The sequence below is a fragment of the Nocardioides ginsengisegetis genome (assembly GCF_014138045.1).
Taxonomy (GTDB): domain Bacteria; phylum Actinomycetota; class Actinomycetes; order Propionibacteriales; family Nocardioidaceae; genus Nocardioides; species Nocardioides ginsengisegetis.
The window spans coordinates 2,757,630-2,781,428 of sequence record NZ_JACGXA010000001.1 but is presented as its reverse complement, the minus strand read 5'-3'; the positions used below and the strand labels follow the sequence as shown (position 1 = coordinate 2,781,428).

The window sequence follows — 23,799 nt, the reverse complement described above, 5'->3', positions numbered from 1 at the left end:
AGACTTACTGCCATGACCACCATCCTTGTCGCCAACCTGACCCTCGGCCTCGTCGTGCTCGTGGTCGGCCTCCTCCAGAAGGCCCACCACCACTACCTCGAGCGTCCCCACGCGTCCTTCGGCGCCGACCTGTCCCGCGACACCGATCTGGCGCGGGTGCTGCACGACCTCGACGCCCGCGCCTGACCCGTCAGGTCAGGTCGCCGATCAGCTCGGCCTCCGCCTCGCGCTCGCTGTGGGCCGGCGGAGGCTCCTGCTCCCGGAGGAACCGCGAGCCGAGGGCCAGGACCACGATCGCGACCGCCACCGCCGCGGCGCCCATCCAGAAGGGCGCGTGCACGCTGACGTTCTCGCCGAGCTTGCCGGCGGCGTACGGCGCGACGGCACCGCCGGAGAACCGCACGAAGCTGTAGGCGGCGGACGCGACCGGCCGCTCGACCGGGGCGGCGCCCATGACGGCCTCGGTGATCACCGTGTTGTTGATGCCGAGGAACGCGCCGGCGACGATCACGCCGACGACCAGGACGGTCTTGTCCTCGGTCCAGATCGCCATGGCGGCGAGGTCGAGCGCGAACAGCGAGAGCGCGACCAGCACCGTCGGCACCGAGCCGATGGCGCGCTGGAGGATCGGGGCCACCCAGACCGAGGTGATGGCCAGCAGCAGTCCCCAGCCGAAGAAGATCAGTCCGACCTGGTGGGCGTTCATGTCCAGCGGGAACGGCGTGAAGGCCAGCAGGGTGAAGAACCCCATGTTGTAGAACAGCGCCGTCAGAGCGATGGTCAGCAGGCCGGGGTGCTTCAGCGCGCGGAACGGGTCGGCCAGCGACGTACGCCGTCCCGCGGGCGGGGTGGCCGGCAGCAGGAACGTCGTGGCCACCAGGGCGATCGTCATCAGCGTCGCGACGCCGAGGAACGGCGCGCGCCAGGAGATCGAGCCCAGCGCCCCGCCGAGGAGCGGGCCGGTGGCGATGCCGAGGCCCAGGGCCGCCTCGAACAGGATGATCGCCTGCGCCGTCGAGCCGCGCGCTGCCGTCACGATCGTGGAGAGCGCCGTGGCGATGAAGAGCGCGTTGCCGAGCCCCCAGCCTGCGCGGAAGGCGACGATGGCGCTGATCGAGTCGGACAGCCCGGCCAGGGCGGAGAACACGATGATCAGGGCGAGGCCGGACAGCAGCGTCTTCTTGGCGCCGATCCGGCTGGAGACGACGCCGGTGACGAGCATGGCGACGCCCATGACGGCCATGTAGCTGGTGAACAGCAGCGAGACCTGGCTCGGCGTGGCGTCGAGCTGGTCGGCGATCGACTTGAGGATCGGGTCCACGAGGCCGATGCCCATGAACGAGATCACGCACGCGAACGCCACCGCCCAGACGGCACGGGGCTGGTCGAAGAAGCCGCCGGAGCCGGTGCTGGTGGGTGTCTCGGTCGTCCTGGTCGTGGTCACAGGGTCCCTCTCTCGGGGTCGTAGGTCGGGTCGAGGAGGTCGCGGAGCACGGCGACGGCCGTGGCGAGGTCCTCGGGGGTGTGGGTGGGGTGCGCCTCGAAGCGCGCGGCCACCGTCGTGCCGTTGACGCGCCGGAAGTGGGCCAGCGCGGAGCGGCCGACGTCGGTCAGCGTGATGACGCTGCTCCGGGCGTCGTCCGGGTGGGGGAGCTTGTCGACCCAGCCCTTCTCGACCAGGCCGGCGACGGCCGCGGACATCGTGGGCTGCGAGCAGCGGTCGGCCGTGGCCAGCGCCGAGACGCCCAGCGGGCCGTGCTCGTCGAGCAGCGACACGATCCGGGCCCCGGCGGGGAGGTCGTTGTTGCGGCGGAGCGCGCGCACCAGGCGGGCGGCGTACGTCGCGAGGTCGCTGCTCAGCTCGAGGGTGGTGGGCGCGGTGGTGGGCACCCCTCGAGATTACATAGGAAACCTATGTATGTGAACGGCCTGTGGCGCGGGTCTCAGGACGGCCGGCGGCTGGCATGATCCCGCCATGGCGACCCACATCGCGTTCCTGCGGGCGATCAACCTCGGTGCGAACCGGAAGTTCCCGAAGGACGCCATCGTCGCGGCCGTCGAGAAGGCCGGCTTCACCGACGTGGCGACGCACATCAACACCGGCAACGTCCGCTTCGACACGACGCTGAGGTCGCGGGCGAAGATCGAGGCCGCGCTCGAGGAGGCCTTCGAGGCCGACCGGGGCTTCGAGGTGCCGACCATCGTCTTCACGCAGCGCGAGCTGGTCGCGATCGCCGAGGAGGCGGAGTCGTTCGGCCACTCCGGACGGCATTACGTCTCGCTGCTCAAGGAGACCCCGACCGCGGCCGCGATCAAGGCCCTCCAGGCGGCCGCGAGCGACGGCGAGGTCGCCAAGGTCGGCGGCCGTGCCGTCCACCTGCTGCTGGGCGAGAACTACCACGAGGCGAAGCTGACGAACGCCACCGTCGAGAAGCACCTCGGCGTGGCCACCAACCGCAACCTGAACGTCATCAGAACTCTCGCGGACAAGTGGGGCTGATTCCCTGAGCCGCCCCTACTCGCCGCGGAACACCGGCCGCCGCCGGTCCGAGAACGCCCGCATCCCCTCGGCGACGTCGGAGGTGCGGAGCAGGACGGTCTGGCCGGAGCGCTCGCGCTCGAGGGCGCCCTCGAGCTCGGTGAGGGTGGCGGCGTTGATCGCCTTCTTGGTGGCGGCGAAGGCGAGGGGCGGGCCGGCGGCGAGCCGGCGTGCGAGCTTGGCGACGAGCGCGTCGAAGTCGGCGTCGGGCACGACGTGGGTGACCAGGCCGGCGTCGTAGGCCTCCTGCCCGGTGAGCGGCTCGGCGAGCAGCGCCATCCGCATCGCGCGGGCCCGGCCGAGGGAGGCGGCGACGGTGGCGGTGGTGCCGCCGTCGGGCATCAGGCCGATGCGGGCGAAGGCGAGCAGGAACGAGGCCGACTCGCGGGCCACGATGATGTCCGCGGCCAGGGCGGCGGAGGCGCCGACCCCGGCGGCGATCCCGTTGACCGCGGCCACGACGGGCTTGTCGCAGCCCACGATGGCCCGGATGATCCGGTTGGCCACGTCGAGGGCGCGTACGTCGAACCGCTCGTGGGCGTCCTCGCCCCCGATGTCCGCGCCGGTGCTGAACGCCGGGCCGGTGCCGGTCAGCACCACCACCCGGACGTCGTCGCGCGACGTGGCCGACTCGATGCTGGCGGCGATCTCCACGGCCATCTCGCCGCTGAGCGCGTTGAAGACCTCCGGGCGGTTCATGGTCAGCCAGAGCGCGCCGTCCTCGACGCGGGTCTCGAGGTCAGGCAACGGTCACACCCGCGGCCCGCATCTCGGCCCACGCGGCCTCGACGGTGTCGGGGGCGATCCCGGCGCACAGTCGTGACAGCGCCCGGGTCACGAAGCCCTCGCGGGCGGCGTCCAGGGCGGTGAGGCGCACGCAGTAGTCGGTGGCCAGCCCGCACACGTCGACGTCGGTGACGCCGCGGGCCCGCAGCCACTCGGCCAGGCTGATGCCGTCGGTGGTGCGGCCCTCGAAGCCGGAGTAGGCCGCCTCGCGCTCGCCCTTGAGGAAGATCGCGTCGAAGGGCTGCGGGTCGAGGTTGGGGTGGAACGCCTCGCCGTCGGTGCCGACCTTGCAGTGCACCGGCCACGACTCGGCGTAGTCGGGGTCGCGCGACCAGTGGGCGCCGGGGTCGACGTGGTGGTCCTTGGTCGCCACGACGTGGGCGTAGTCGGGGGCCTTCGGGTCCTGGATCACCCAGTGGTGCAGGACCTCGGCGATGTCGTGCGCCACCTGGGCGCCACCCGGCACGGGCAGCGAGCCGCCCTCGCAGAAGTCGTTCTGCACGTCCACGACGATCAGCGCGCGCTTCATGGTCACACGCTAGCGGGCGGCAGCGCCGCGGGGCAGCCACGCGATGACGTCGCGGATGACGGTGTCCCACAGCCCCCACTCGTGCTCGCCGGGCCGGAAGTCGGCGGTCACCTCGATGCCGCGGGCGCGGGCCTCGTCGACGAAGCGGTGGCTGAACGGCAGCAGCTCGTCCTCGGTGCCGCACGACACGAAGAGGGGAGGTACGTCGCTCGCCGGTGCCGCGGCGAGCAGCGCGAACAGGTCGTCGGCCGGGCCGACCGTGCCGCCGAAGACCCGCTCGAAGAGCTCGCGCCGGTGCGGGAAGTCGGCGATCGCGGCCGCGTCGAGACCCCCGGACAGGGACGCGGCCGCGCCGAAGCGACCGGGGTGGGTGAGGGCCAGCTTGAGGGCGCCGTAGCCGCCCATCGAGAGGCCGGCCACGAAGGTCTCGGCCGGCTGCGAGGAGATCCGGAAGAACGAGCCCATCACCTGCGGGAGCTCCTCGGAGACGAACTCCCAGTAGCGGTGGCCGTGCCGCTCGTCGGCGTAGAAGCTGCGCCCGACGGCCGGCATCACCACGGCCAGCCCGGCGGCCGCGGCGTACCGCTCGATGGAGGTGTAGCGCGTCCACGCGGTGTGGTCGTCGGAGAGCCCGTGCAGCAGGTAGAGGACGGGCAGGTCACCGCCGGTGCGATCGACCGCGGAGACGCCGATCTGCGCCTGGGTGGCCTGCGGCAGGACCACCGAGACCGAGGTGCCGACCTCGAGCACCTCGGAGAAGAAGTCGCAGGTGACCGCGGCCATCTCAGCCGCCCACGTGCAGCGTCGGGATGACGGCCTCGCCGCGCGACATCTGCTGCACGGCGACCGGCAGCTCGGCCAGGGCAGCGGAGTGGCGCGCCCGGGCGGCATCCAGCGGCTCGCGGCCCACGACCCGGCCGCCCTCGACCAACGGGACCAGCAGCGAGCGGTCGTCCCCGTCGTCGACCGGCGCCTCCCCGATGCCGATCACCTCGGCCTCGGCGGTGCCGGCGGCGTCGCGCCGACGGAGGGCGTACTTGCGGCCGCCGATCGAGATCTTGTCCTTGCTGCGCTTGGCCACCGCGACCATGGTCCCGGCATCGTCCTCGCGGGCGACGAGCTTGTAGACGAACCCGCAGGTGGGGTGACCGCTGCCGGTCACGAGCTGGGTGCCGACGCCGTACCCGTCGACCGGCGCGGCCGCGAGCCCGGCGATGGCGAACTCGTCGAGGTCGCTGGTCACCAGGATCCGGGTGCCCGTGGCCCCGAGGGCGTCGAGCTCGGCCCGCACCTCGTGGGCGAGCACGCCGAGGTCGCCGGAGTCGAGGCGGACCGCGCCCAGTCCGGTCCCGGCGACCTCGACGCCCACGCGCACGGCCTCCGCGACGTCGTAGGTGTCGACCAGCAGCGTCGTGCCGGTCCCGAGCGAAGCGACCTGGGCGCGGAACGCCTCCTCCTCCGAGTCGTGGAGCAGGGTGAAGCTGTGGGCGCTCGTGCCCGCGGTCGGTACGCCGTAGCGGCTCCGGGCCGCCAGGTTGGAGCTGGTCGCGAAGCCCGCGATGTACGCCGCCCGGGCGCACGCGACCGCGGCCTCCTCGTGCGTGCGCCGCGAGCCCATCTCGATGCACGGCCGGTCGCCGGCGACCAGCGTCATGCGCGAGGCCGCGGACGCGATCGCCGAGTCGTGGTTGTAGATCGAGAGGAACAGCGTCTCCAGCAGCACCGCCTCGGCGAAGCTCGCCTCGACGACCAGCAGGGGGGAGTAGGGGAAGTAGGCCTCGCCCTCGGCATAGCCCCAGACGTCGCCGGTGAAGCGGAAGTCGGCCAGCCAGGCCAGGGTCGGCTCGTCCACCACGTCGGCCAGCACGGCGAGGTCGGCCGCGTCGAAGCGGAACCGCTCGAGCGCGTCCAGCGCCCGCCCGACGCCGGCGACCACGCCGTACCGACGCCCCTCCGGGAGTCGCCGCGGGAACAGCTCGAAGACCGAACGCCGGTGGGCGGTCCCGGACTTCAGGGCGGCCTGCAGCATCGTCAGCTCGTAGTGGTCGGTCAGCAAGGCTGTCGTCGGGCTCACGGGTGCCAGTGTGCCAACATGGGCGCTGTGTCCGCCGCCAGTCCGGTCGAGGTCGAGCCGACCCTCACTCCCGACGAGATCACCGTCCCGGCGCAGCCCTGGGTGACCATCGTCTGGAACGACCCGGTCAACCTGATGTCCTACGTCACCTTCGTCTTCCAGAAGTACTTCGGCTACTCCAAGAGACAGGCCGAGAAGCTGATGCTGGAGGTCCACGAGGACGGCAAGTCCGTGGTGAGCACCGGCTCGCGCGAGGAGATGGAGCGCGACGTCCAGGCGATGCACGAGTACGGCCTGTGGGCCACGATGGAGAAGTCGGAATGATCGTGAGCGGCTTCGCGTGGCACCGCCGCAGCAAGCGGATCATCGCCAACTTCACCGGCTTCGAGGCCGACCTGCTGCGCTCCCTGGCCTCCCAGCTGGTCGAGCTGCTGCGCAACGAGGCGGCCGTGCCCCGCGAGGACATGGACCCGTTCGAGGCGATGATGGACTTCTCCGGGCCGACCTCCGAGCCCGACGACCCTGTGCTGGCGCGGTTGTTCCCGACCGCCTACCCCCAGGACGAGGAGGCGGCCGGCGAGTTCCGCCGCTTCACCGAGGGCACCCTGCGCGACGGCAAGGCCCGCGCCGCCTGCACGATCATCGACGGCCTCGAGGAGGCCGGGCTGCCGCCCGAGCTGACCGAGGACGGCCTGATGATCGACGTCGAGCTCGACGCCCCCACCGCCGAGGTCTGGATGCGCTCGTTCACCGACCTGCGGCTCGCGCTGGCCACGCGGCTCGGCGTCGAGGAGGACGACGAGCACTACTGGCACTCGCTGCCCGACGACGACCCGCGCGCGCAGGCGCACGACATCTACGAGTGGGTGGGCTACCTCCAGGAGACCCTGATCGAGGCGCTCACCGACGCGTGAAGGAGACCCATGCCCATCCCTCCGTTCATCGCCGAGCTCCGTGCCCTCGTCGGCACCCGTGAGCTGTGGCTGCCGGCCGTCACCGCCGTCGTCCGCCGCCGGGGGACCGCCGGCGAGGAGCTGCTGCTCGCCCGTCGAGCCGACAACGGAGAGTGGGCGCCGGTGACCGGCATCGTCGACCCGGGGGAGCAGCCGGCGGTGGCCGCGGCGCGCGAGGCGCTCGAGGAGACGGGGGTCGTGGTCACGGTCGACCGGCTCGCCTCGGTCGGCGTGAGCCCGCAGGTCACCCACGGCAACGGCGACCTCGGTGTCTACCTCGACCTCACGTTCGCCTGCACGTGGGTCGGCGGCGAGGCCCGCGTGGCCGACGACGAGTCGACCGAGGTCGGTTGGTTCCCCGTCGACGACCTGCCCGACATGGCGCCCTTCCTGCTCGAGCGGATCGAGGCGGCGCTCGCCGACGAGGTCGCGGCACGCTTCGTGGGCTGACCCGCCGGCGTCTTGCATGGTGGGCCGTGCGAGGCCCCGGGGAGCGCCCAAATACGCTGGACCGGTGCTGACCATCGACCAGGCGACGTACGACGCCATCGTCGCCCACGCCAAGCGTGACCACCCCGACGAGGCGTGCGGCATCGTCGCCGGCCCCGAGGGCAGCGACCGCCCCGAGCGACTCGTGGAGATGGTCAACGCGGCGGGGAGCCCGACGTTCTACGAGTTCGACTCCACCGAGCTGCTCGAGCTCTACAAGGAGATGTGGGCCAAGGACGAGGAGCCCGTCGTCGTCTACCACTCCCACACCGCCACCGAGGCCTACCCCAGCCGCACCGACATCGGCCTGGCGAGCGAGCCGGGGGCACACTATGTGCTGGTGAGCACACGTGAGCACGGGAATAACGACGGCCCCGTGGAGTTCAGGTCCTACAGGATCATCGACGGCGTCGTGACCGAGGAAGAGGTCACCGTCGTCCCCCAGCTCGGCAGCAACTGACGCCGCCCGTACCGACAGCACCGACAGCCAAGACAGAGGAGCTCCCATGGCCATCGAGGTCCGGATCCCGACCATCCTGCGCACCTACACCGACGGCGAGAAGGCCGTCAGCGGCGAGGGTGCCAGCCTGAGCGCGCTGATCGACGACCTCGAGGCCCGCCACCCCGGCATCAAGGACCGCCTGCTCGACGCGGGCGACCTGCGCCGCTTCGTCAACGTCTACATCAACGACGAGGACGTCCGCTTCATCGGCGGCCTCGAGGCCGAGCTCTCCGACGGCGACCAGGTCGTCGTGCTCCCGGCCGTCGCGGGCGGCTGAGCGGCATGACCCGCTACGACACCCTCCTGGCCTCGGTCGGCAACACGCCGCTCGTGGGGCTGCCGAGGCTGTCGCCCACGCCTGAGGTCCGCCTCTGGGCCAAGCTGGAGGACCGCAACCCGACCGGCTCGATCAAGGACCGCCCGGCCCTGAAGATGATCGAGGAGGCGGAGAAGGACGGCACCCTCCGCCCCGGCTGCACGATCCTCGAGCCGACGTCGGGCAACACCGGCATCTCTCTGGCGATGGCGGCCAAGCTCAAGGGCTACCGGATCGTCTGCGTGATGCCGGAGAACACCTCCGAGGAGCGCCGCCAGCTGCTGCGCATGTGGGGTGCCGAGATCGTCTCCTCGCCGGCCGCCGGCGGGTCCAACGAGGCCGTCCGGGTCGCCAAGAAGGTCGCCGCCGAGCACCCCGACTGGGTGATGCTCTACCAGTACGGCAACGCCGCCAACGCGCTCTCCCACGAGGAGGGCACGGGTCCCGAGCTGCTGGCCGACCTGCCCTCGATCACCCACTTCGTCGCCGGGCTCGGCACCACCGGCACCCTCATGGGCGTCAGCCGCTTCTTCCGCCGGGCGAAGCCCGACGTCAGGATCGTCGCCGCCGAGCCGCGCTACGGCGAGCTCGTCTACGGCCTGCGCAACCTCGACGAGGGCTTCGTCCCCGAGCTGTACGACGCGGACCTGATCGACTCCCGCTTCTCGGTCGGCCCCCGCGACGCCGTACGCCGGGTGCGGGAGCTGCTCGAGCTCGAGGGCATCTTCGCGGGCGTCTCCACCGGCGCGATCCTGCACGCCGCGCTCGGCCAGGCCGCCAAGGCCGTCAAGGCCGGCGAGCCCGCCGACATCGCGTTCGTGGTGTGCGACGGCGGCTGGAAGTACCTCTCCACCGGCGCCTACGAGGGCACCATCGACCAGGCCGAGGACAGGTTGGAAGGCCAGCTCTGGGCCTAGTTGGCCGCCTCTAGGTCCAACGGCGCCGGGGTGAAGTGCCTGGCGCCAAATCGAGCGTCCTGCCCGGGAGCGAACCACAGCGCGTCGAGACCGGTTCTGTACGACGACCCGGCGACCAGTCTGGATTCGCCGCTGGGAGACATGAGCTCGATGAGGATTCCTTCGTACTCGTGCGTCGGCCCCCACAGGGCCGCTCTCAAGTCATCCAGAGTCCAATCGATCGTGCTGTCGTCCGCTAGCGAGGCCTTCACGACAAGGGCAGCGCCGAGCGGTCTCCTGATCTCGATCACCTGAGGCTTGAGACCGAACTTCTCAAGGGTGCGGGCGGCCTGCTCGGAGAGTTCGGTGTCGGTGGCGCCGTCCCGCGAGGAGGCGAAGACCTGGGCAGGGGCCACCGCTCCTATGGACAGTGGGTCGAGGCTGAGACCATCTCCTGATGGAACGTGGACGCTCACCGATCCGGGCAACAACACCTCACTCATGCGCGCCTGATCTGTGTGCATCAACTCGCCAATCGCTCCCTGGGCAATTGCGGCCTCCCACGTGAGCGCGGTTTGCTGACCGTCAGTCGCTGATGGCGCGGTCTCGTCGATGGCCAGCGCGATGCCAGAAGTGCCCGAGTCGGCAACAGCGATGCGAGTGATGTACGGCGAATTGATTGACTTCTCGACCTGGGTGATCGCATCGTCGGCGGACATGCCTGGGCCGGCGCCCTGAGAAGTGTCAACATATGCGGCGGGTTGTCCGGGTTTCCCCACAACGACGGGATCCGGGTCAGAGTCTGCGGACCACGCCGCCAGACCGATACCCGACAGGAGGGCAACAGCGGCGGTCATTCCCGTGATCCGAAGCAGTCCAGAACTAGTGGACATCGAAGCCTCCCGTGGAGTTGTTGTACGTGCCGACCGTCCAACATGTCAGCGCCGGGTTGTGCTCGACGTTCGGGTTGGTCACCAAAGACCAGGAGCCGCTGATCTTGCGTTGCCACTGGTAGAAGTTGCCCAAGTGAGCGCCAGTGGGGCAACTATCAGTGGTTTCTCCCCACGCGCGTGTCTTGGTGATGTCGCTTGTCTTGAAGCCGCCCTGCGATATTGAGGCGCCATTGATCGAGCCGTTCATCTGCGTGGTGGTTGTTCCATCTCGCTGGATCGTTCCTGTGTAGACTGGCCATTGTTGAACGTATTTCCTTCGACGCACACGAAACCGACCCCGTTGTACCGTTCGGCCACGGCGTGGCCACCAGTGCAAGCGCCGGAGTCGACGGTGGCGTTGTTGCACCTCATGAGCCCCGTTTCTACTTGCCGTCTTGGCAGCCCCCTCGAATCGAAGGAGGCGACGATGACGGAGTACACGACACATGACGGATTCGAAGGGTTGTAGCTCTCGCCGTCGATCTGCGCTGAAGCACCATCGATGTTGTTGCTGTCGGAGATGCGCCCGTCCTGTGCCAGGCCCCAGGCAGCGGCCCCGCTGAACACCGAAATGAACGTGGTGCTCAGGAGTAATCCGCGCCCCAACAACTTTGCAGTCTTCATGCTGGCTCCATCCGAGAAGGGCGGACCTTGTAGTTGCAGCGGCCCGGGAGGAGGACTCGCACTATTGGGATCTCCACTTGTGCGGGCTCCGGATGCATTCTGTGTGTGTAACCCGCGTCAATGGCGGCACAGACAAGTTTCGGCAGGGCTGAATCACGGAACGAGGTCAGTCTTGTCGTCGCACATGTCTGATGCCGAGATCTCGGGGCCGCATCGCGCGAGGGTGAACCTTTATCCGCGTTGAGGTCACGACAATTCGCCCGAGCCAGCACGGCCTGCGTGGTGGGACGCCTCGTCGCTTGCCAACTCACCCAGGGGCAGGCCTTGGCTTTCGCCACAGGTCAGGAACGACGCCCGGCTCAGGCCTCGTCCAGGGACGACGGCCGGGTCCGGACCAGGTCGCCCGGGTTGAGCTCGTCGCCGTCCAGCGGCGCGACCAGGTCGGTGATCATCTGCCGGGCGGAGTTCAGCGTGCGTCGCAGGAACGTCCCCGACGACTCGGCATCGTCCATCTCCAGGGCGTAGATCGCGGCGGTCAGCCCCTGCACGACGTTGTCGTTGATCTCCAGCGCCGCCCTGCGGCGTACCTGCTCCTCCTGGGCGCGAGACGCCTGCGCCTCGCGCTCCTGCTCGGCCAGCACCCGGTCGGTGATGTCGATGCAGGTGCCGCGCATCCGGACCGGCTTGCCGTTGTCGTCGGTGATGACCTGGCCGTTGGAGGAGAGGTAGCGCACCTCGCCGTCGGGCCGCACGATCCGCTCGATCATCTCGTAGGGCTCGCCGGTGCTGTAGGCGTGCTGGTGGATCGCGGTGATCCGGTCGCGGTCGTGGGGGTGGATGAACGACAGGAACTTCTCGTAGTTGGGCTCGAAGGCCTGCGGCTCGTGGCCGTAGATCCGGAACAGCTGGTCCGACCAGCGGTTGGTGTCGGTGGCGATGTGCCAGTCGTAGTCGCCCATGTTGGCCAGCTGCTGGGCGTTGTCGATGCGCGCGTTGAGGTCGCGCAGCGCCGACTCGGCGTCGAGCCGGGCGAGCGCCTGGTCGACGAGGCTGAGGGCGATCTCGACGGTCTCGTCCTCGATCTCGGCGGTGCCGGCCAGCAGCTCGTTGGCGGGGACGCCGGCGAGCTGGGTCAACGGGTCGGCGGCCTCCGCGAGCAGCCGCGTCCCGGACGTGGCGGACGCACAGATGCGGGCAAGCGACAGCAGCAGGGACTCAGGGGATGTGCCCATGCCCCCAGACTGCCCCCGACCGGTGTGCCCTGTCTGCCCAACGGGCGAAACTCGTGCCGGAACATCTAGCCTGTCCTCTTGTGCGCGCAGGCAACTCCGTCGAGGCCCCCATCGGCATCTTCGACTCCGGCTTCGGCGGCCTGACGGTCGCCCGGTCGGTGATCGACCAGCTGCCCCATGAGTCGGTGCTCTACGTGGGCGACACCGCGCGGCAGCCCTACGGCCCCAAGCCGATCGGCGAGGTCCGCGAGTACGCCCTCGAGTGCCTCGACCACCTCGTCGAGCAGGGCGTCAAGGCCCTGGTCATCGCCTGCAACTCCGCGAGCGCGGCCATGCTCCGCGACGCCCGTGAGCGGTACGACGTGCCCGTCGTCGAGGTGATCTACCCCGCGACCCGGCGCGCGGTCGCGGCCAGCCGCACCGGCCGGATCGGCGTCATCTGCACCCGCGCCACGGCCGAGTCGATGGCCTACGACGACGCGTTCGCCGCCGCCCCGCACGTGCGGCTCGTGACGCAGCCCTGCCCCCGCTTCGTCGACTTCGTCGAGGCCGGCGTCACCGGCGGTGACGAGCTGATCGCCGTCGCCCACGAGTACCTCGACCCGCTCGTCTCCGAGGGGATCGACACGCTCATCCTCGGCTGCACGCACTACCCGCTGCTGACCGGCGTCATCTCCTACGTCATGGGCGACAACGTCACCCTGGTCAGCTCCGCGGAGGAGTGCGCGAAGGACGTCTACAAGATGCTCGTGCGCAGTGGCCTGATGCGGGAGAGCGGCGAGCCGTCGTACACCTTCTGGACCACGGGGCTGCCCGAGGAGTTCGAGACCATCGGGCGCCGGTTCCTGGGCCCCGAGATGGTTGCGGCCTCCCAGTTCGCCGGCGGCCTGGGATGAATGCCCGATGAGGCTCACCGTCGTCGGCTGCTCCGGGTCCTACCCCGGACCCGACTCGCCCGCGAGCTGCTACCTGCTCGAGGCCGACCACCACGGCCGCACCTGGCGGGTGCTCGTCGAGCTCGGCAACGGCGCGCTCGGCGCGCTGCAGCGCCACGCCGACCCGCTCGCCATCGACGCGGTGCTGCTCAGCCACCTGCACGCCGACCACTGCCTCGACCTGTGCGGCTACTACGTGCTGCGCAAGTACCACCCCTCCGGCCCGCAGCCGCGGATCCCGGTGTGGGGCCCCGACGGCACCGCCGAGCGGCTGGCGCGGGCCTACGACCTCCCGGTGGACCCCGGCATGACCGAGGAGTTCGACTTCCGCGCCTACGACGGCGCCTTCCAGCTCGGGCCGTTCGCGGTCGAGCCGGTGCCGGTGGAGCATCCCGTGCCGGCGTACGGCCTCCGGATCACCGCCGACGGGCGCACGCTCGCCTACAGCGGGGACACCGCGCCCTGCCTCGGGCTGGACCGGGTCGCCCACGAGGCCGACCTGCTCCTGGCCGAGGCGTCCTTCGTGGTCGGCGGCGACAACCCCGACGGCCTGCACCTCACCGGCGCCGACTGCGGCGCCGTGGCGACCCGCGCCGGAGCGCGGTCGCTGGTCGTCACCCACGTGCCGCCGTGGCACGATCGGGAGGTCGCGCTCCGCGAGGCCACCGAGCAGTACGACGGCCCGACCACGCTGGCCCACCCGGGCATGGTCCGCGAGGTCTGAGGGGACCGGACGTTCCCGCAAGTCGTGTGCGGAGGCTTGCCCGGATGGGGCAGGCTGGGGCGCATGATCACGGTCGAGGGCCTCACCCGGAAGTACGGCGACTTCGTCGCCGTCGACGACATCAGCTTCGAGTGCCAGCCCGGACGCGTCACCGGCTTCCTCGGGCCCAACGGCGCCGGCAAGACCACGACCATGCGGGTCATGGTCGGCCTGACCCCGGCCACCCGCGGCCGGGTCACCATCGGCGGCCACGACTACCACGACATCCCCAACCCCGGCCGCCACGTCGGCGTGCTGCTCGACGCCTCGGCCCAGCACGCCGGTCGCACCGGCCGCGAGGTGCTCACCCTCGGCGCCCGCACCATGGGACTCGACGACGCCCGCGTCGACGAGATGCTCGCGCTGGTCTCCCTCGACGAGAAGGAGGCCAAGCGGCGGGTCCGCAACTACTCCCTCGGCATGCGGCAGCGGCTCGGCATCGCGCACGCGCTGCTCGGCGACCCCCAGGTGCTGATCCTCGACGAGCCGGCCAACGGGCTGGACCCGGCCGGCATCCGCTGGATGCGCGGCCTGCTCAAGGGGTACGCCGAGCGCGGCGGCACCGTGCTGCTCTCCAGCCACCTGCTGCACGAGGTCGAGATCATCGCCGACGAGATGATCCTGATCGGCCACGGCCGGATCGTGGCGCAGGGCGACAAGAAGTCACTGCTCGCCGGCGCCGGCAACGTCTCGACGCTGGTCACCTCGCTCGACAACGACAAGCTGGCCCAGGCCCTGCGCGCCGCCGGCCACGCGGTCGCCCCCGCCGGCGACGGCCTCAAGGTCGAGACCCAGCCGGCCGAGGTGGGCCGGGCCGCGCTCGACCACGGCATCGTGCTCACCGACCTGCGCTCGGGGGAGGGCGGCCTGGAGGACCTCTTCCTCGAGCTCACCTCCGACACCCAGCGCGACCAGCTCCCGGAAGGACAGCCGGCATGACCACCCCCACGGCCCAGGCGGCCCCGGCCACCTTCGACATCAGCGGCACCGCACCGGTGCCCTTCACCCGCCTCGTCGGGGTCGAGCTGCGCAAGACCTACGACACCCGCGCCGGCTGGTGGCTGATCGGGATCACGATGATCCTCGCGCTCGTGGCCGACACGATCGCGCTGATCGTCGTGACGGTGCAGGACATCGAGTCCACCTATGGCGACTTCGTGGGCGGAGCGGCATTCGTCTCCTCGATCCTGCTGCCGGTGCTGGGCATCATGCTGGTGACCAGCGAGTGGTCCCAGCGCACCGCCATGGTCACCTTCACCCTCGAGCCGCGACGCGCCCACGTGGTCGCCGCCAAGCTGATCGCAGGGCTGATGCTGACCGGCTTCGTCGTGCTGTTCGCGCTCGTGGTCGGGTTGGTGTGCAACTTGCTCTACGGCGTGATCCAGGGCAACGGGTCGGACTGGACGTTCGGCTGGTCGGGCTTCTTCGGGTTCGTCATCACCCAGACCCTCGCGATGCTCGGCGGCTTCGCCCTGGCCACGCTGCTGCTCAACACCCCCGGCGCGATCGTGCTGTTCTTCGTCTACAAGTGGGTGCTGCCCGGGCTGTTCGCCCTCGGCACGGCGCTGATGGCGTGGTTCTCCGACGTCGCGCCGTGGATCGACTTCCAGGCCGCCCAGCAGCCGCTGTTCGACATGTCCCTCCAGGGCGACGACTATGCGCACCTGTTCGTCAGCGGCTTCATCTGGCTGGCGCTGCCCCTCGCGATCGGGATCTGGCGGATCCTGCGCGCCGAGGTGAAGTAGCTCTTCACCGACCGTTGCGGGACACGTCACCCGCACGGCGGGGTGGCGTAGCCGCGCCGGACACGCTGGAGGCATGCAGACGCACGGCTCGCGCTACCTGCGACTGGCCGCCCTCGGTGACAGCACGACGTTCGGCATCGGGGACCCGGTCCCCGGCGGGTGGCGGGGCTGGGCCCGGCTGCTGGCCGAGGCCCTCGGGACGTCGTACGACGTGTCCTTCTGCAACCTGGCCGTCTCCGGGGCGACGGTCCTCGACGTGCGTCGCGAGCAGCTCGCCGACGCCGTCGACCACGCCCCCGACATCGCCTCGCTGATCGTCGGCGTCAACGACACGATGCGCTCGACGTGGGACCCCGCGCGCCTGCGGGCCGAGCTGATGGAGTGTGCGGAGGCGCTGCACGACGCGGGGGCGCTGCTGGTCACGGCGCGCTTCCACGACCACGGGGCGGTCTTCGGGCTGCCCGGCGTGCTGCGCCGGCCCCTGTGGGCGCGGATCGAGGTGGTCAACGCGGTCTACGACGAGGTGCACGCGACCTACGGCGGCATCCGGATCGACCTGGCCAGCCGTCCGGAGGTCACCACCCGTGCGTTCTGGTCGGTGGACCGGCTGCACCCCTCCGAGCTCGGGCACCGGGCCATGGCTCACCTCTACGGCGGCCTGCTGCAGCGGGAGGGCCTGGACTTCGAGCCGCCCAGCCTGCTCGCCGGGGGCGGGATCGCCCCGAGCTGGCGGCGCGACCTGGCGTGGCTGGTCACCGAGGGCGCACCGTGGATGCAGCGCCGGGCCCGGGACCTCGGCCCCTGGGCCGTGCGGCTCGCGCTGCAGCACTAGTCTCGGGCCCATGACTGCCTCCCGCGCCGACGGCCGCGCCGACGACGAGCTCCGCCCGATCACCATCACCCGCAACTGGCTGGACCACGCGGCGGGCTCGGTGCTGGTCGAGTTCGGCAAGACCCGCGTGCTGTGCGCCGCGTCGGCCTCCGAGGGCGTCCCGCGCTGGCGCAAGGGCTCGGGCCTGGGCTGGGTGACGGCGGAGTACGCCATGCTCCCGGCCTCCACCAACACCCGCTCGGACCGCGAGTCGGTCAAGGGCCGGATCGGCGGCCGCACCCACGAGATCAGTCGCCTGATCGGCCGCTCGCTGCGCGCGGTCATCGACTACCAGGCGCTCGGTGAGAACACCATCGTGCTCGACTGCGACGTGCTCCAGGCCGACGGCGGCACCCGCACGGCCGCGATCACCGGCGCGTACGTCGCCCTCGCGGACGCCGTGACCCACCTGCGCTCCACGGGCGCGCTCAAGGGCGAGCCGCTGACCGGCTCGGTCGCCGCCGTCAGCGTCGGCATCATCGACGGCGTCCCGCGCCTCGACCTGCCCTACGAGGAGGACGTGCGCGCCGAGACCGACATGAACGTCGTGATGACCGGCGACGGCAAGTTCATCGAGGTGCAGGGCACCGCCGAGGGCGCGGTCTTCGACCGGGCCGAGCTCGACGCGCTGCTCGCGCTGGCGGAGAAGGGCTGCGCCGACCTCACCAGCATCCAGTCCGACGCGCTGTCGCACTGATGGCCCCACCGATGTCCCAGGTCTTCCTCGCCTCGAGGAACCGCAAGAAGATCGACGAGATGGAGCGGCTGCTGCGGCAGTTCGTCCCGGGCGTCGTCGTCCTCGGCCTCGAGGACGTCGCGGCCTACGCCGAGCCGATCGAGGACCAGCCGACCTTCGAGGGCAACGCGCTGCTCAAGGCGCGACGCGGCTTCGAGGTCACCGGGCTGCCGTCGCTCGCCGACGACTCGGGCCTCTGCGTGGACGCGCTCAACGGCATGCCGGGGGTGCTGTCGGCACGCTGGGCCGGCCCCCCGAAGTCCGACGCCCGCAACAACGAGCTGCTGCTGGCCCAGCTCCACGACGTACCCGACGAGCGCCGGGGTGCGCACTTCGCCTGCTCCGTGGTGCTCTGCCACGCGGGCGGCCTGGAGGCGGTGCACGGCCGGATGGACGGCCACGTGATCCGCGAGCTGCGCGGCGACGGTGGCTTCGGCTACGACGTGCTGTTCGTGGCCACCGAGCACGCCGACTCGGGACTGACCTCCGCGCAGCTCTCGCCGGAGGAGAAGGACCGGATCTCGCACCGCGGCCGGGCCCTCCGCGAGATCGCCCCCCGCGTCGCCGCGGTCCTGGGCGGTGCCTCGTGAGGCGCCACTTCTTCGTCCGCCGCAATCTCGCCCGGCTGCTGCTGCGGCTGGCCCGCTGGCAGGCCGTCGGACGGCCGCCGGTCAAGGGCGTGCTGGTGGGGGCGCCGCACACCTCCAACTGGGACTGGGTCCTGACCATGCTGCTGGCGTGGGTCAACGACGTGCAGATCCGGCTGCTGGTCAAGAAGGAGTTCTTCCGCGGGCCGCTCGGACCGCTGCTGCGCGCGACCGGTGGCGTGCCGCTGGACCGGCAGAGCCCGGGCGCCACGATCCGGGAGCTGCTGGCCGAGGCCGACGAGCACGAGGCCTTCCTGCTGGGCATCGCCGCCGAGGGCACGCGCAGCAAGGGCGACTACTGGAAGGGCGGCTTCCTGCGGATCTCCCAGCAGACCGGCCTGCCGGTGACCATGGCCTTCCTCGACGCCCCCTCGCGGACCGTCGGCTTCGGCCCCACGTTCACCCCCTCCGGCGACGTGGTCGCCGACATGGACCGGGTGCGGACGTTCTACGCCGACAAGCGCGGCATCCGGCCCGAGCTGTTCACCCCGCCGCGGCTGCGCGAGGAGGGCCCGGCCTGACCGTCGGCCGACTCAGTCGGCCAGCCCGTGCTCGGCGACGTAGGCCTCCATCCGCCGATCCGGCACCAGCCACATCGCGGCGACCGCCGCGTAGAAGACCAGCGCCAGCCAGCCGGCCAGGAACGCCGACCCGATGCCGGCGAGGTAGAGCAACGGGGAGACCTTGCCCTTCACGTCGCGCCCGATCGCCTCGGCGAACGGCCCGTCCGGCCCCTCGGCCCGCTTGATGGCCAGCACGAGGACGTAGTAGGCCAGCGCGGCCGCCAGCAGGTTGACCCCGTAGACGACCAGCGGTGTCCGGGCCAGGTCGGTCTCGTCCATCCAGGCGGTGGTGAACGGGTAGAGCGACAGCCAGAACAGCAGGTGGAGGTTGGCCCACAGCACGGCGCCGTCCACCCGGCGTACGAGCTGGAACATGTGGTGGTGGTTGCTCCAGTAGATGCCGATGTAGACGAAGCTCAGCAGGTAGGTCAGGAAGCTGGTCGCCGAGCCGCCGAGGTCCTCCAGCGTCGCCCCCTCGGGGCGGTGCAGCTCGAGGACCATGATCGTGATGATGATGGCGAGGACGCCGTCGCTGAACGCCTCGAGCCGGCTGGTGCGCATGCGGAGGATTCTGTCAGGGTGCGCTCGGAGAGACTCGAACTCTCACTGGCCAGGACCTAAACCTGGTGCCTCTGCCAATTGGGCTACGAGCGCGAAGGGTCAGTCTAGGAGGGCGTGCCGGGCGGCCACGACGCTTCACCATGAGAAGTGGGTGGAGCGACAGTTCACACGGTGAACTCACCATGAGAAGTGACGCTTCGACACCTTCACATGGTGAAGCGGCGTCGCCATGGGTCAGCAATCAGGGGTCGAGCCCCAGGTCACGACGCAGCTTGGCGACGTGGCCGGTGGCCTTGACGTTGTACTGCGCGAGCTCGACCTTGCCCTCCTCGTCGACGACGAAGGTGGACCGGATGACGCCCTCGACGACCTTGCCGTAGAGCTTCTTCTCACCGAAGGCGGCGTACGACGTCATCACCGACTTGTCCGTGTCGGCGAGCAGGGTGATGGACAGGCCGTCGCGGTCGCGGAACTTCGCGAGCCTCGTAGGCGAGTCGGGGGAGATGCCGAGCACCTCGTAGCCGGCGCCGCGGAGCGACTCCAGCGACTCGGTGAAGTCGCAGGCCTGCTTGGTGCAGCCCGGGGTCATGGCGGCGGGGTAGAAGTAGACGATCACCTTGCGGCCGCGCAGACCGGACAGCGAGACCTCGTTGCCCTGGTCGTCGGGGAGGGTGAAGTCGGGGGCGGTGTCACCGGCGGAGAGACGATCCATGACCGGAACCCTAGGTCACGACCGCGCATTGATAGCCTGCGCGGGTGACCAAGGAGATGTCGGACCTCGAGCGCGAGATCGAAGAGACCCGCGAGCGACTGGCGACCACGATCGACCAGCTGCTCTACCGCTCGCACCCGAAGACGATCGTGAGCCGCGAGGTGGGTGCCATCAAGGCCCACTACGTCGACCAGCAGACCGGTCAGCCGCGCACCGACAACATCCTCAAGACCGTCGGCGGGGTCGTCGGCGCCGTCGTGCTGTTCGCGGTCATCCGCAAGATCGCCCGCTGAACCCCCGCGCGCGCCGCCTCATGACCGACAAGACCCCCATCAAGATGCTGCACGACCGTGTGTTGGTCGAGCACGACTTGGATGCGGGGGAGCGCCGGTCGTCGGGCGGCATCGTCATCCCGGCCACCGCGGCCATGGGCGCCCGCCGCCTGTCGTGGTCGAAGGTCATCGCCGTCGGCCCGCACGCGCGGGCCGTCGAGGTCGGTGACCGGGTGCTGTTCGACGCCGAGGACAAGGCCGAGGTCGAGGTCAACGGTGAGCTGTACGTCGTCATGCGCGAGCGCGACGTGCACGCCGTGGCCGCCGACCGGCTCGCCGACGAGTCGACGGGCCTCTACCTCTGACGCTCGGTTAACGAGCCATAACCTCACCCGGCGGTGTCCGTTGGGTAGAACATGTTCCTCTCCCGCCTGACCGCCCTGCCCGTCCTGGCAGTGGTCGCGTCCCTGGCCCCGCTCGGGGCCACCGCCAGCCCGATGGCCTCCGCCGAGCCCGCCGCCGCCCCCGGAGCCCGCGCCGCCCACGCGCCGTACGAGGCGACCATCCGGACCACCAGGCACGGCATCCCGCACATCACCGCCGACAACTTCGGCTCGCTCGGCTTCGGGAGCGGGTACGCCGCGGCCAGCGCCTCGGTGTGCACCCTCGCCGACACCCTGATCACCGCACGGGGCCAGCGGTCGAAGTGGTTCGGCCCCGACGGCACCTACAACGACCAGGTCACCCTCGACGCCTCCAACCTCCAGGTCGACGCGTTCGTCGCGGACCTGCACCAGCGCCACGTCGTCGAGAAGCTCCTCGCGGACAAGGTCCGGGGTCCGGGGCAGCAGGCCCGGGCGATGGTCCGCGGCTACACCGCGGGCGTCAACAAGTACCTCGCGAAGGTCGGCCCGGACGGCGTGACCGACCCGGCCTGCCGCGGCAAGAAGTACCTCGAGCAGCGGGCCCGCCCGATCGACCTCTGGTACGGCGTCTACCTCGCCAACCTGCTCGCCTCGAGCGGCGTGTTCGTCAAGGAGATCGTGGACGCCGACCCGCCGGCCCCGGACGACCCGGGGATCCCCAACCCGACCGCGGCCGCCGTCGACCAGGACAAGCTCCTGGCCGGGCTCGGCAAGGACCCGCAGAGCCCGTTCGGCTCCAACGCGACCGCCATCGGCGGCGACGCGACCACGACCGGCAAGGGCATGCTGCTGGGCAACCCGCACTTCCCGTGGCGCGGCCGCTACCACTTCACCGAGCAGCAGCTGACGATCCCCGGCCACTACGACGTGGCCGGTGCCTCGCTGATCGGCTCGCCGGTCGTCAACATCGGGTGGAACAAGAACGTCGCGTGGAGCCACACGGTCTCCACGGCCTACCGGTTCACGCCCTACGAGTACCGCTCGGCCGGCCCCACGTCGTACGTCACGGACGCCGGGCCGCAGGACCTCATGCACGACGACGTCACCGTCACCGTCCGCAAGTCCGACGGCACGCTCGGCAAGGTCAAGGAGGACGTCTACCGGACGCCGGAGGGCTTCGTCATCGACGCCCCGGCCCTGCTGATGCCGTGGTCGGCGACGAGCGTGTGGGCGATCCGCGACGCCAACGGCGAGCAGCTGCGCACGATCGACACGTTCCTGGACATGGGCAAGGCCCGCAACGTCCGTGACCTGATCAGGCGCCAGGACGCCGGCGGCGGCATGCCGTGGGTCAACACGACCGCCGCCGACCGCTTCGGCAATGCCCTGTACGCCGACCACTCGGTCGTGCCGAACGTGCCGGACGCCGTCGCCGAGGCCTGCATGACGCCGACCGGACGGATCCTCGACCAGCTCGCGGGCCTGCCCGGGCTCGACGGCACCCGTGCCGACTCCGACTGCGCGTGGGGCACCGACGCCGACGCCGAGCGCCCGGGGATCTTCGGGCCGAAGAACCTCCCGATGGAGGTCCGGCGCGACTGGGTCATGAACGCCAACGACTCCTACTGGCTGCCCAACCCGGCCCAGCCGATCGAGGGGTACGCCGGGATCATCGGCTGTGAGCGCTGCGAGCGGACGATGCGCACCCGGATGGTCTCCCACTACGTCATGGACCGCCTCGCGGCGGGCAAGAAGGAGTCCCCGCGCAGCCTGCGCGGTCACGAGCACGAGAACCGGGTGATGGCCGGTGAGGTGATGCGGGCCAACGGCGACCTCGACACGCTCTGCTCGGCGACGGGGGAGACCGAGGCCTGCCAGGCCCTGCACGACTGGGACGGCCACTCGAACGTCGACTCCCGGGGCTACGCGATCTTCGAGGAGTTCATCGCGCGGCTCCCCGCCCAGGGGGTCTGGCTGACGCCCTTCGACGCGAGCGACCCGCTGAACACCCCGCGGGACCTCAACGTCGCCAACCCGCAGCTCGTCCAGGCGATGAGCGACGCGATCGCGGCGCTGCGCGACAAGGGCATCGCCTTCGACGCCACGTGGGGCTCGCTCCAGGTGGCGGGGGACCGGGGCGCCCCGGCCATCCCGCTCGGCGGCGGCACCGGCGACGCGGCGGGCAACGCCAACGCGCTGGCCTCCCGCTGGGCGCTGCAGAACAAGGACCACTACCGGCCGATCACCTACGGCTCCTCGCACATCCAGGCCGTGGCGTTCCTGTCCGGCGGCCGGGTCGACGCCCGGACGATCCTGACCTACGGCCAGTCCGAGGACCCGACCAACCCGTGGTCGAGCGACCAGACACGGATGTTCTCGCGCAAGCAGTGGGTGCACTTCGCGTTCACGCCGGCCGAGATCCGTCGCGACCTGCTGAGCCGGGTCACCATCCGCGGCTGAGCGACCCACGCTGACGGCGAAATGAACGAAGGCCGGCTCCCCCCGGGCCGGCCTTCGTTCGTTCGTGGAGGTCAGAACACCTTGACGGTGAACGCCTTCGTCGTGGTGCCGGTGATCCCGGAGTTGGACGGGACCGAGAGGCGGTACTGGAAGGTGCCCTTCCGGGTCTGCTTCGGGAAGGTCACCCGGGCGTCGACCGCGTCGGTGACGACGGTCTTGACGTCGACCCAGCGACCGGCGACGAGCGTCTGGAGGATCACCGGGGCGTCGTCGGCCTGCTCGAGGACCACGTTGTCGGTCGGGGCCGAGGAGCCGCGGGGGACCGAGACCGTCGCGGTGCGGAAGTCCGAGATCACCGTGCGGCCGACCGGCTTGCCGTCGACGATCGTGCACTCGACCGAGCCCTGCCAGTGGTAGTTCGTGCCGCCGACCTGGGTCCACACCACGCGGTACGACGTGACGCCGGCGGGCCAGCTCGGGTGGGTCAGGTAGCCGAAGTCGGTGTTGCCGCTCCAGAAGCCGGTGTTGTTGTGGAAGTTCAGGTTGACCTGGCCCACGTTGGTCTCCAGGCGGACGTTGACGTCGTTGGCCTGGCCGTCCGGGATGTCGGCCGGGTAGTCCACGCCCAGCGCCGCGCAGCCGGGGTCGGCGTAGGTCCAGTCCCAGTCGAAGGGCTTGGTGGTGCCAGGGTCGGTCGGGGTGCCCGGGTCGGTCGGGTCGGTGGTGTCGCCCGGGTCCGTCGGGTCGGTGGTGTCGCCCGGGTCGGTGGTGTCGCCGGGATCGGTCGGGTCGGTCGTGGTGTCGTCGCAGCCCTGGACCCAGAAGACCTTCGACTTCTTGTCCGCGCCGTTGGAGCCGGGGGTGTTCACGGTCATCTTCACGTGGAAGCCCTGCTGCGCCTGCGGGGTGCCGACGAAGTGCAGCGTGTAGGTCTCGCGGCCGTCCAGGCCGGCGGGGCTGCCGCCGCCGGAGGCGTCGTCGGCCCCGACGAAGACCTTGGTCTGGCCGTCGACGCTCAGCGTGGCGTCGGCGGTCGGCGCCCAGCTCTCGAACGTGACGTTGGAGATGATGTCCGAGCCCTTGTCGAAGCCGTACCACTCGACGATGAAGGTGCAGCCGACGTGCGGGTTGTTCTCGTTGGCGTCCGCGTCGGTGCCGTCGATCTTGACGGTGCCGTTGTTGCCGGCGGGGTTGCCCGCGAAGGCGGCGGTCGGGGCCAGCAGGCCGGCGGTGGCCAGGCCGGCCAGGGCGGCGAGGGAGGCGAGTCGAGTGCGCATGAGAGGACTCTGGCACCGGA

32 protein-coding genes and 1 tRNA gene are annotated in these 23,799 nt (G+C 70.7%); 19 read left to right on the top strand and 14 right to left on the bottom strand.

What is annotated here, in order from left to right:
• Positions 1 to 12: 12 nt before the first annotated feature.
• Positions 13 to 186, top strand: coding sequence for a hypothetical protein (locus FB382_RS13405; protein WP_182539872.1), 174 nt, complete (start codon positions 13 to 15; stop codon positions 184 to 186).
• A gap of 4 nt (positions 187 to 190) precedes the next feature.
• Here the strand turns inward: FB382_RS13405 and FB382_RS22890 are convergent, their stop codons facing one another.
• Positions 191 to 1,444 (bottom strand): MFS transporter, encoded by a 1,254-nt coding sequence (locus FB382_RS22890; protein ID WP_343055602.1) that lies wholly within the window; start codon positions 1,442 to 1,444, stop codon positions 191 to 193.
• Positions 1,441 to 1,890, bottom strand: coding sequence for a MarR family transcriptional regulator (locus tag FB382_RS13395; protein WP_182539870.1), 450 nt, complete (start codon positions 1,888 to 1,890; stop codon positions 1,441 to 1,443). The genes FB382_RS22890 and FB382_RS13395 overlap by 4 nt, the downstream gene beginning before the upstream one ends.
• An 85-nt stretch (positions 1,891 to 1,975) precedes the next feature.
• On the opposite strand from FB382_RS13395, the gene FB382_RS13390 reads away from it, so the two are divergent.
• Positions 1,976 to 2,500, top strand: coding sequence for a DUF1697 domain-containing protein (locus tag FB382_RS13390; RefSeq protein WP_182539868.1), 525 nt, complete (start codon positions 1,976 to 1,978; stop codon positions 2,498 to 2,500).
• A 15-nt stretch (positions 2,501 to 2,515) separates the two neighbouring features.
• Here the strand turns inward: FB382_RS13390 and FB382_RS13385 are convergent, their stop codons facing one another.
• From FB382_RS13385 to FB382_RS13370, 4 genes are read right to left on the bottom strand one after another with little or no spacing between them, the layout of a single operon-like run.
• Positions 2,516 to 3,286 (bottom strand): enoyl-CoA hydratase, encoded by a 771-nt coding sequence (locus FB382_RS13385; protein WP_182539866.1) that lies wholly within the window; start codon positions 3,284 to 3,286, stop codon positions 2,516 to 2,518.
• Complete coding sequence (locus FB382_RS13380; protein WP_182539864.1) at positions 3,279 to 3,854, bottom strand: isochorismatase family protein; 576 nt, start codon at positions 3,852 to 3,854, stop codon at positions 3,279 to 3,281. Before FB382_RS13380 ends, FB382_RS13385 begins: the two co-directional genes overlap by 8 nt.
• 9 nt (positions 3,855 to 3,863) lie before the next feature.
• Entirely contained in the window at positions 3,864 to 4,637 is a 774-nt protein-coding gene (locus FB382_RS13375; protein WP_182539862.1) for an alpha/beta hydrolase, read from the bottom strand.
• A gap of 1 nt (position 4,638) precedes the next feature.
• On the bottom strand, positions 4,639 to 5,883 hold the full coding sequence (locus FB382_RS13370) for a nicotinate phosphoribosyltransferase (RefSeq protein WP_220481763.1): 1,245 nt from the start codon (positions 5,881 to 5,883) through the stop codon (positions 4,639 to 4,641).
• 63 nt (positions 5,884 to 5,946) lie between these two features.
• On the opposite strand from FB382_RS13370, the gene clpS reads away from it, so the two are divergent.
• The 6 genes from clpS to FB382_RS13340 all read left to right on the top strand — a co-directional run bounded on the left by clpS (position 5,947) and on the right by FB382_RS13340 (position 9,105).
• Positions 5,947 to 6,252: an ATP-dependent Clp protease adapter ClpS gene (gene clpS / locus FB382_RS13365; RefSeq protein WP_182539858.1), complete on the top strand. Its 306-nt coding sequence runs from the start codon at positions 5,947 to 5,949 to the stop codon at positions 6,250 to 6,252.
• Complete coding sequence (locus FB382_RS13360) at positions 6,249 to 6,842, top strand: DUF2017 domain-containing protein (RefSeq protein WP_220481344.1); 594 nt, start codon at positions 6,249 to 6,251, stop codon at positions 6,840 to 6,842. The genes clpS and FB382_RS13360 overlap by 4 nt, the downstream gene beginning before the upstream one ends.
• A 9-nt stretch (positions 6,843 to 6,851) precedes the next feature.
• Positions 6,852 to 7,331 (top strand): NUDIX hydrolase, encoded by a 480-nt coding sequence (locus FB382_RS13355; RefSeq protein ID WP_182539854.1) that lies wholly within the window; start codon positions 6,852 to 6,854, stop codon positions 7,329 to 7,331.
• A gap of 64 nt (positions 7,332 to 7,395) precedes the next feature.
• Complete coding sequence (locus FB382_RS13350; RefSeq protein WP_343055601.1) at positions 7,396 to 7,830, top strand: M67 family metallopeptidase; 435 nt, start codon at positions 7,396 to 7,398, stop codon at positions 7,828 to 7,830.
• A 46-nt stretch (positions 7,831 to 7,876) separates the two neighbouring features.
• Positions 7,877 to 8,149 carry a MoaD/ThiS family protein gene (locus FB382_RS13345; RefSeq protein ID WP_125037881.1) on the top strand — a complete coding sequence of 91 codons (273 nt, stop codon included), beginning with the start codon at positions 7,877 to 7,879 and terminating at the stop codon, positions 8,147 to 8,149.
• A 5-nt stretch (positions 8,150 to 8,154) separates the two neighbouring features.
• Positions 8,155 to 9,105, top strand: a complete 951-nt coding sequence (locus tag FB382_RS13340) for a PLP-dependent cysteine synthase family protein (protein WP_182539850.1) — start codon at positions 8,155 to 8,157, stop codon at positions 9,103 to 9,105.
• On the opposite strand, the gene FB382_RS13335 is transcribed toward FB382_RS13340, so the two are convergent.
• From FB382_RS13335 to FB382_RS13320, 4 genes are all read right to left on the bottom strand, one after another.
• Positions 9,102 to 9,941, bottom strand: coding sequence for a hypothetical protein (locus tag FB382_RS13335; protein ID WP_182539848.1), 840 nt, complete (start codon positions 9,939 to 9,941; stop codon positions 9,102 to 9,104). The genes FB382_RS13340 and FB382_RS13335 overlap by 4 nt on opposite strands.
• A gap of 25 nt (positions 9,942 to 9,966) precedes the next feature.
• Entirely contained in the window at positions 9,967 to 10,224 is a 258-nt protein-coding gene (locus FB382_RS13330) for a hypothetical protein (RefSeq protein ID WP_182539847.1), read from the bottom strand.
• Positions 10,221 to 10,640, bottom strand: a complete 420-nt coding sequence (locus tag FB382_RS13325) for a hypothetical protein (RefSeq protein ID WP_182539845.1) — start codon at positions 10,638 to 10,640, stop codon at positions 10,221 to 10,223. Before FB382_RS13325 ends, FB382_RS13330 begins: the two co-directional genes overlap by 4 nt.
• Before the next feature lie 359 nt (positions 10,641 to 10,999).
• Positions 11,000 to 11,872: a PAS domain-containing protein gene (locus FB382_RS13320; protein ID WP_182539844.1), complete on the bottom strand. Its 873-nt coding sequence runs from the start codon at positions 11,870 to 11,872 to the stop codon at positions 11,000 to 11,002.
• A gap of 80 nt (positions 11,873 to 11,952) precedes the next feature.
• Here FB382_RS13320 and murI point away from each other — a divergent pair, with 80 nt between their 5' ends.
• From murI to FB382_RS13280, 8 genes are all read left to right on the top strand, one after another.
• Entirely contained in the window at positions 11,953 to 12,768 is an 816-nt protein-coding gene (gene murI / locus FB382_RS13315) for a glutamate racemase (protein WP_182539841.1), read from the top strand.
• Between the two features lie 7 nt (positions 12,769 to 12,775).
• On the top strand, positions 12,776 to 13,531 hold the full coding sequence (locus FB382_RS13310) for an MBL fold metallo-hydrolase (protein ID WP_182539838.1): 756 nt from the start codon (positions 12,776 to 12,778) through the stop codon (positions 13,529 to 13,531).
• Between the two features lie 63 nt (positions 13,532 to 13,594).
• Positions 13,595 to 14,509, top strand: coding sequence for an ABC transporter ATP-binding protein (locus FB382_RS13305; protein WP_182539835.1), 915 nt, complete (start codon positions 13,595 to 13,597; stop codon positions 14,507 to 14,509).
• Positions 14,506 to 15,315: an ABC transporter permease gene (locus FB382_RS13300; RefSeq protein WP_182539833.1), complete on the top strand. Its 810-nt coding sequence runs from the start codon at positions 14,506 to 14,508 to the stop codon at positions 15,313 to 15,315. The genes FB382_RS13305 and FB382_RS13300 overlap by 4 nt, the downstream gene beginning before the upstream one ends.
• 73 nt (positions 15,316 to 15,388) lie before the next feature.
• Entirely contained in the window at positions 15,389 to 16,147 is a 759-nt protein-coding gene (locus tag FB382_RS13295; RefSeq protein WP_182539831.1) for an SGNH/GDSL hydrolase family protein, read from the top strand.
• Positions 16,148 to 16,157: 10 nt separating this feature from the next.
• Positions 16,158 to 16,883, top strand: coding sequence for a ribonuclease PH (gene rph / locus FB382_RS13290; protein ID WP_182539829.1), 726 nt, complete (start codon positions 16,158 to 16,160; stop codon positions 16,881 to 16,883).
• Complete coding sequence (locus FB382_RS13285; RefSeq protein WP_246377178.1) at positions 16,883 to 17,512, top strand: non-canonical purine NTP pyrophosphatase; 630 nt, start codon at positions 16,883 to 16,885, stop codon at positions 17,510 to 17,512. Before rph ends, FB382_RS13285 begins: the two co-directional genes overlap by 1 nt.
• On the top strand, positions 17,509 to 18,090 hold the full coding sequence (locus tag FB382_RS13280) for a 1-acyl-sn-glycerol-3-phosphate acyltransferase (protein WP_182539827.1): 582 nt from the start codon (positions 17,509 to 17,511) through the stop codon (positions 18,088 to 18,090). The genes FB382_RS13285 and FB382_RS13280 overlap by 4 nt, the downstream gene beginning before the upstream one ends.
• Positions 18,091 to 18,102: 12 nt before the next feature.
• Here the strand turns inward: FB382_RS13280 and FB382_RS13275 are convergent, their stop codons facing one another.
• From FB382_RS13275 to bcp, 3 genes are all read right to left on the bottom strand, one after another.
• A complete protein-coding gene (locus FB382_RS13275; RefSeq protein ID WP_125037871.1) occupies positions 18,103 to 18,693 on the bottom strand; it encodes a TMEM175 family protein in 591 nt (196 codons plus the stop codon).
• A gap of 19 nt (positions 18,694 to 18,712) precedes the next feature.
• Positions 18,713 to 18,786, bottom strand: a tRNA-Leu gene (locus FB382_RS13270).
• Between the two features lie 148 nt (positions 18,787 to 18,934).
• A complete protein-coding gene (gene bcp / locus FB382_RS13265; protein WP_182539825.1) occupies positions 18,935 to 19,405 on the bottom strand; it encodes a thioredoxin-dependent thiol peroxidase in 471 nt (156 codons plus the stop codon).
• A gap of 44 nt (positions 19,406 to 19,449) precedes the next feature.
• On the opposite strand from bcp, the gene FB382_RS13260 reads away from it, so the two are divergent.
• Genes FB382_RS13260 through FB382_RS13250 form a run of 3 tightly spaced genes read left to right on the top strand, consistent with a single transcriptional unit; the run spans position 19,450 to position 22,502 of the window.
• A complete protein-coding gene (locus tag FB382_RS13260; RefSeq protein ID WP_343055600.1) occupies positions 19,450 to 19,698 on the top strand; it encodes a DUF3618 domain-containing protein in 249 nt (82 codons plus the stop codon).
• 20 nt (positions 19,699 to 19,718) lie between these two features.
• Positions 19,719 to 20,042 carry a GroES family chaperonin gene (locus FB382_RS13255; protein WP_182539823.1) on the top strand — a complete coding sequence of 108 codons (324 nt, stop codon included), beginning with the start codon at positions 19,719 to 19,721 and terminating at the stop codon, positions 20,040 to 20,042.
• A 51-nt stretch (positions 20,043 to 20,093) separates the two neighbouring features.
• A complete protein-coding gene (locus FB382_RS13250; RefSeq protein WP_281379860.1) occupies positions 20,094 to 22,502 on the top strand; it encodes a penicillin acylase family protein in 2,409 nt (802 codons plus the stop codon).
• A gap of 71 nt (positions 22,503 to 22,573) precedes the next feature.
• Here FB382_RS13250 and FB382_RS13245 read toward each other — a convergent pair whose 3' ends face one another.
• The gene (locus FB382_RS13245; protein WP_182539821.1) at positions 22,574 to 23,779 is read right to left on the bottom strand and encodes a hypothetical protein; all 1,206 of its coding nucleotides are present in this window, start codon (positions 23,777 to 23,779) and stop codon (positions 22,574 to 22,576) included.
• Positions 23,780 to 23,799: the final 20 nt, after the last annotated feature.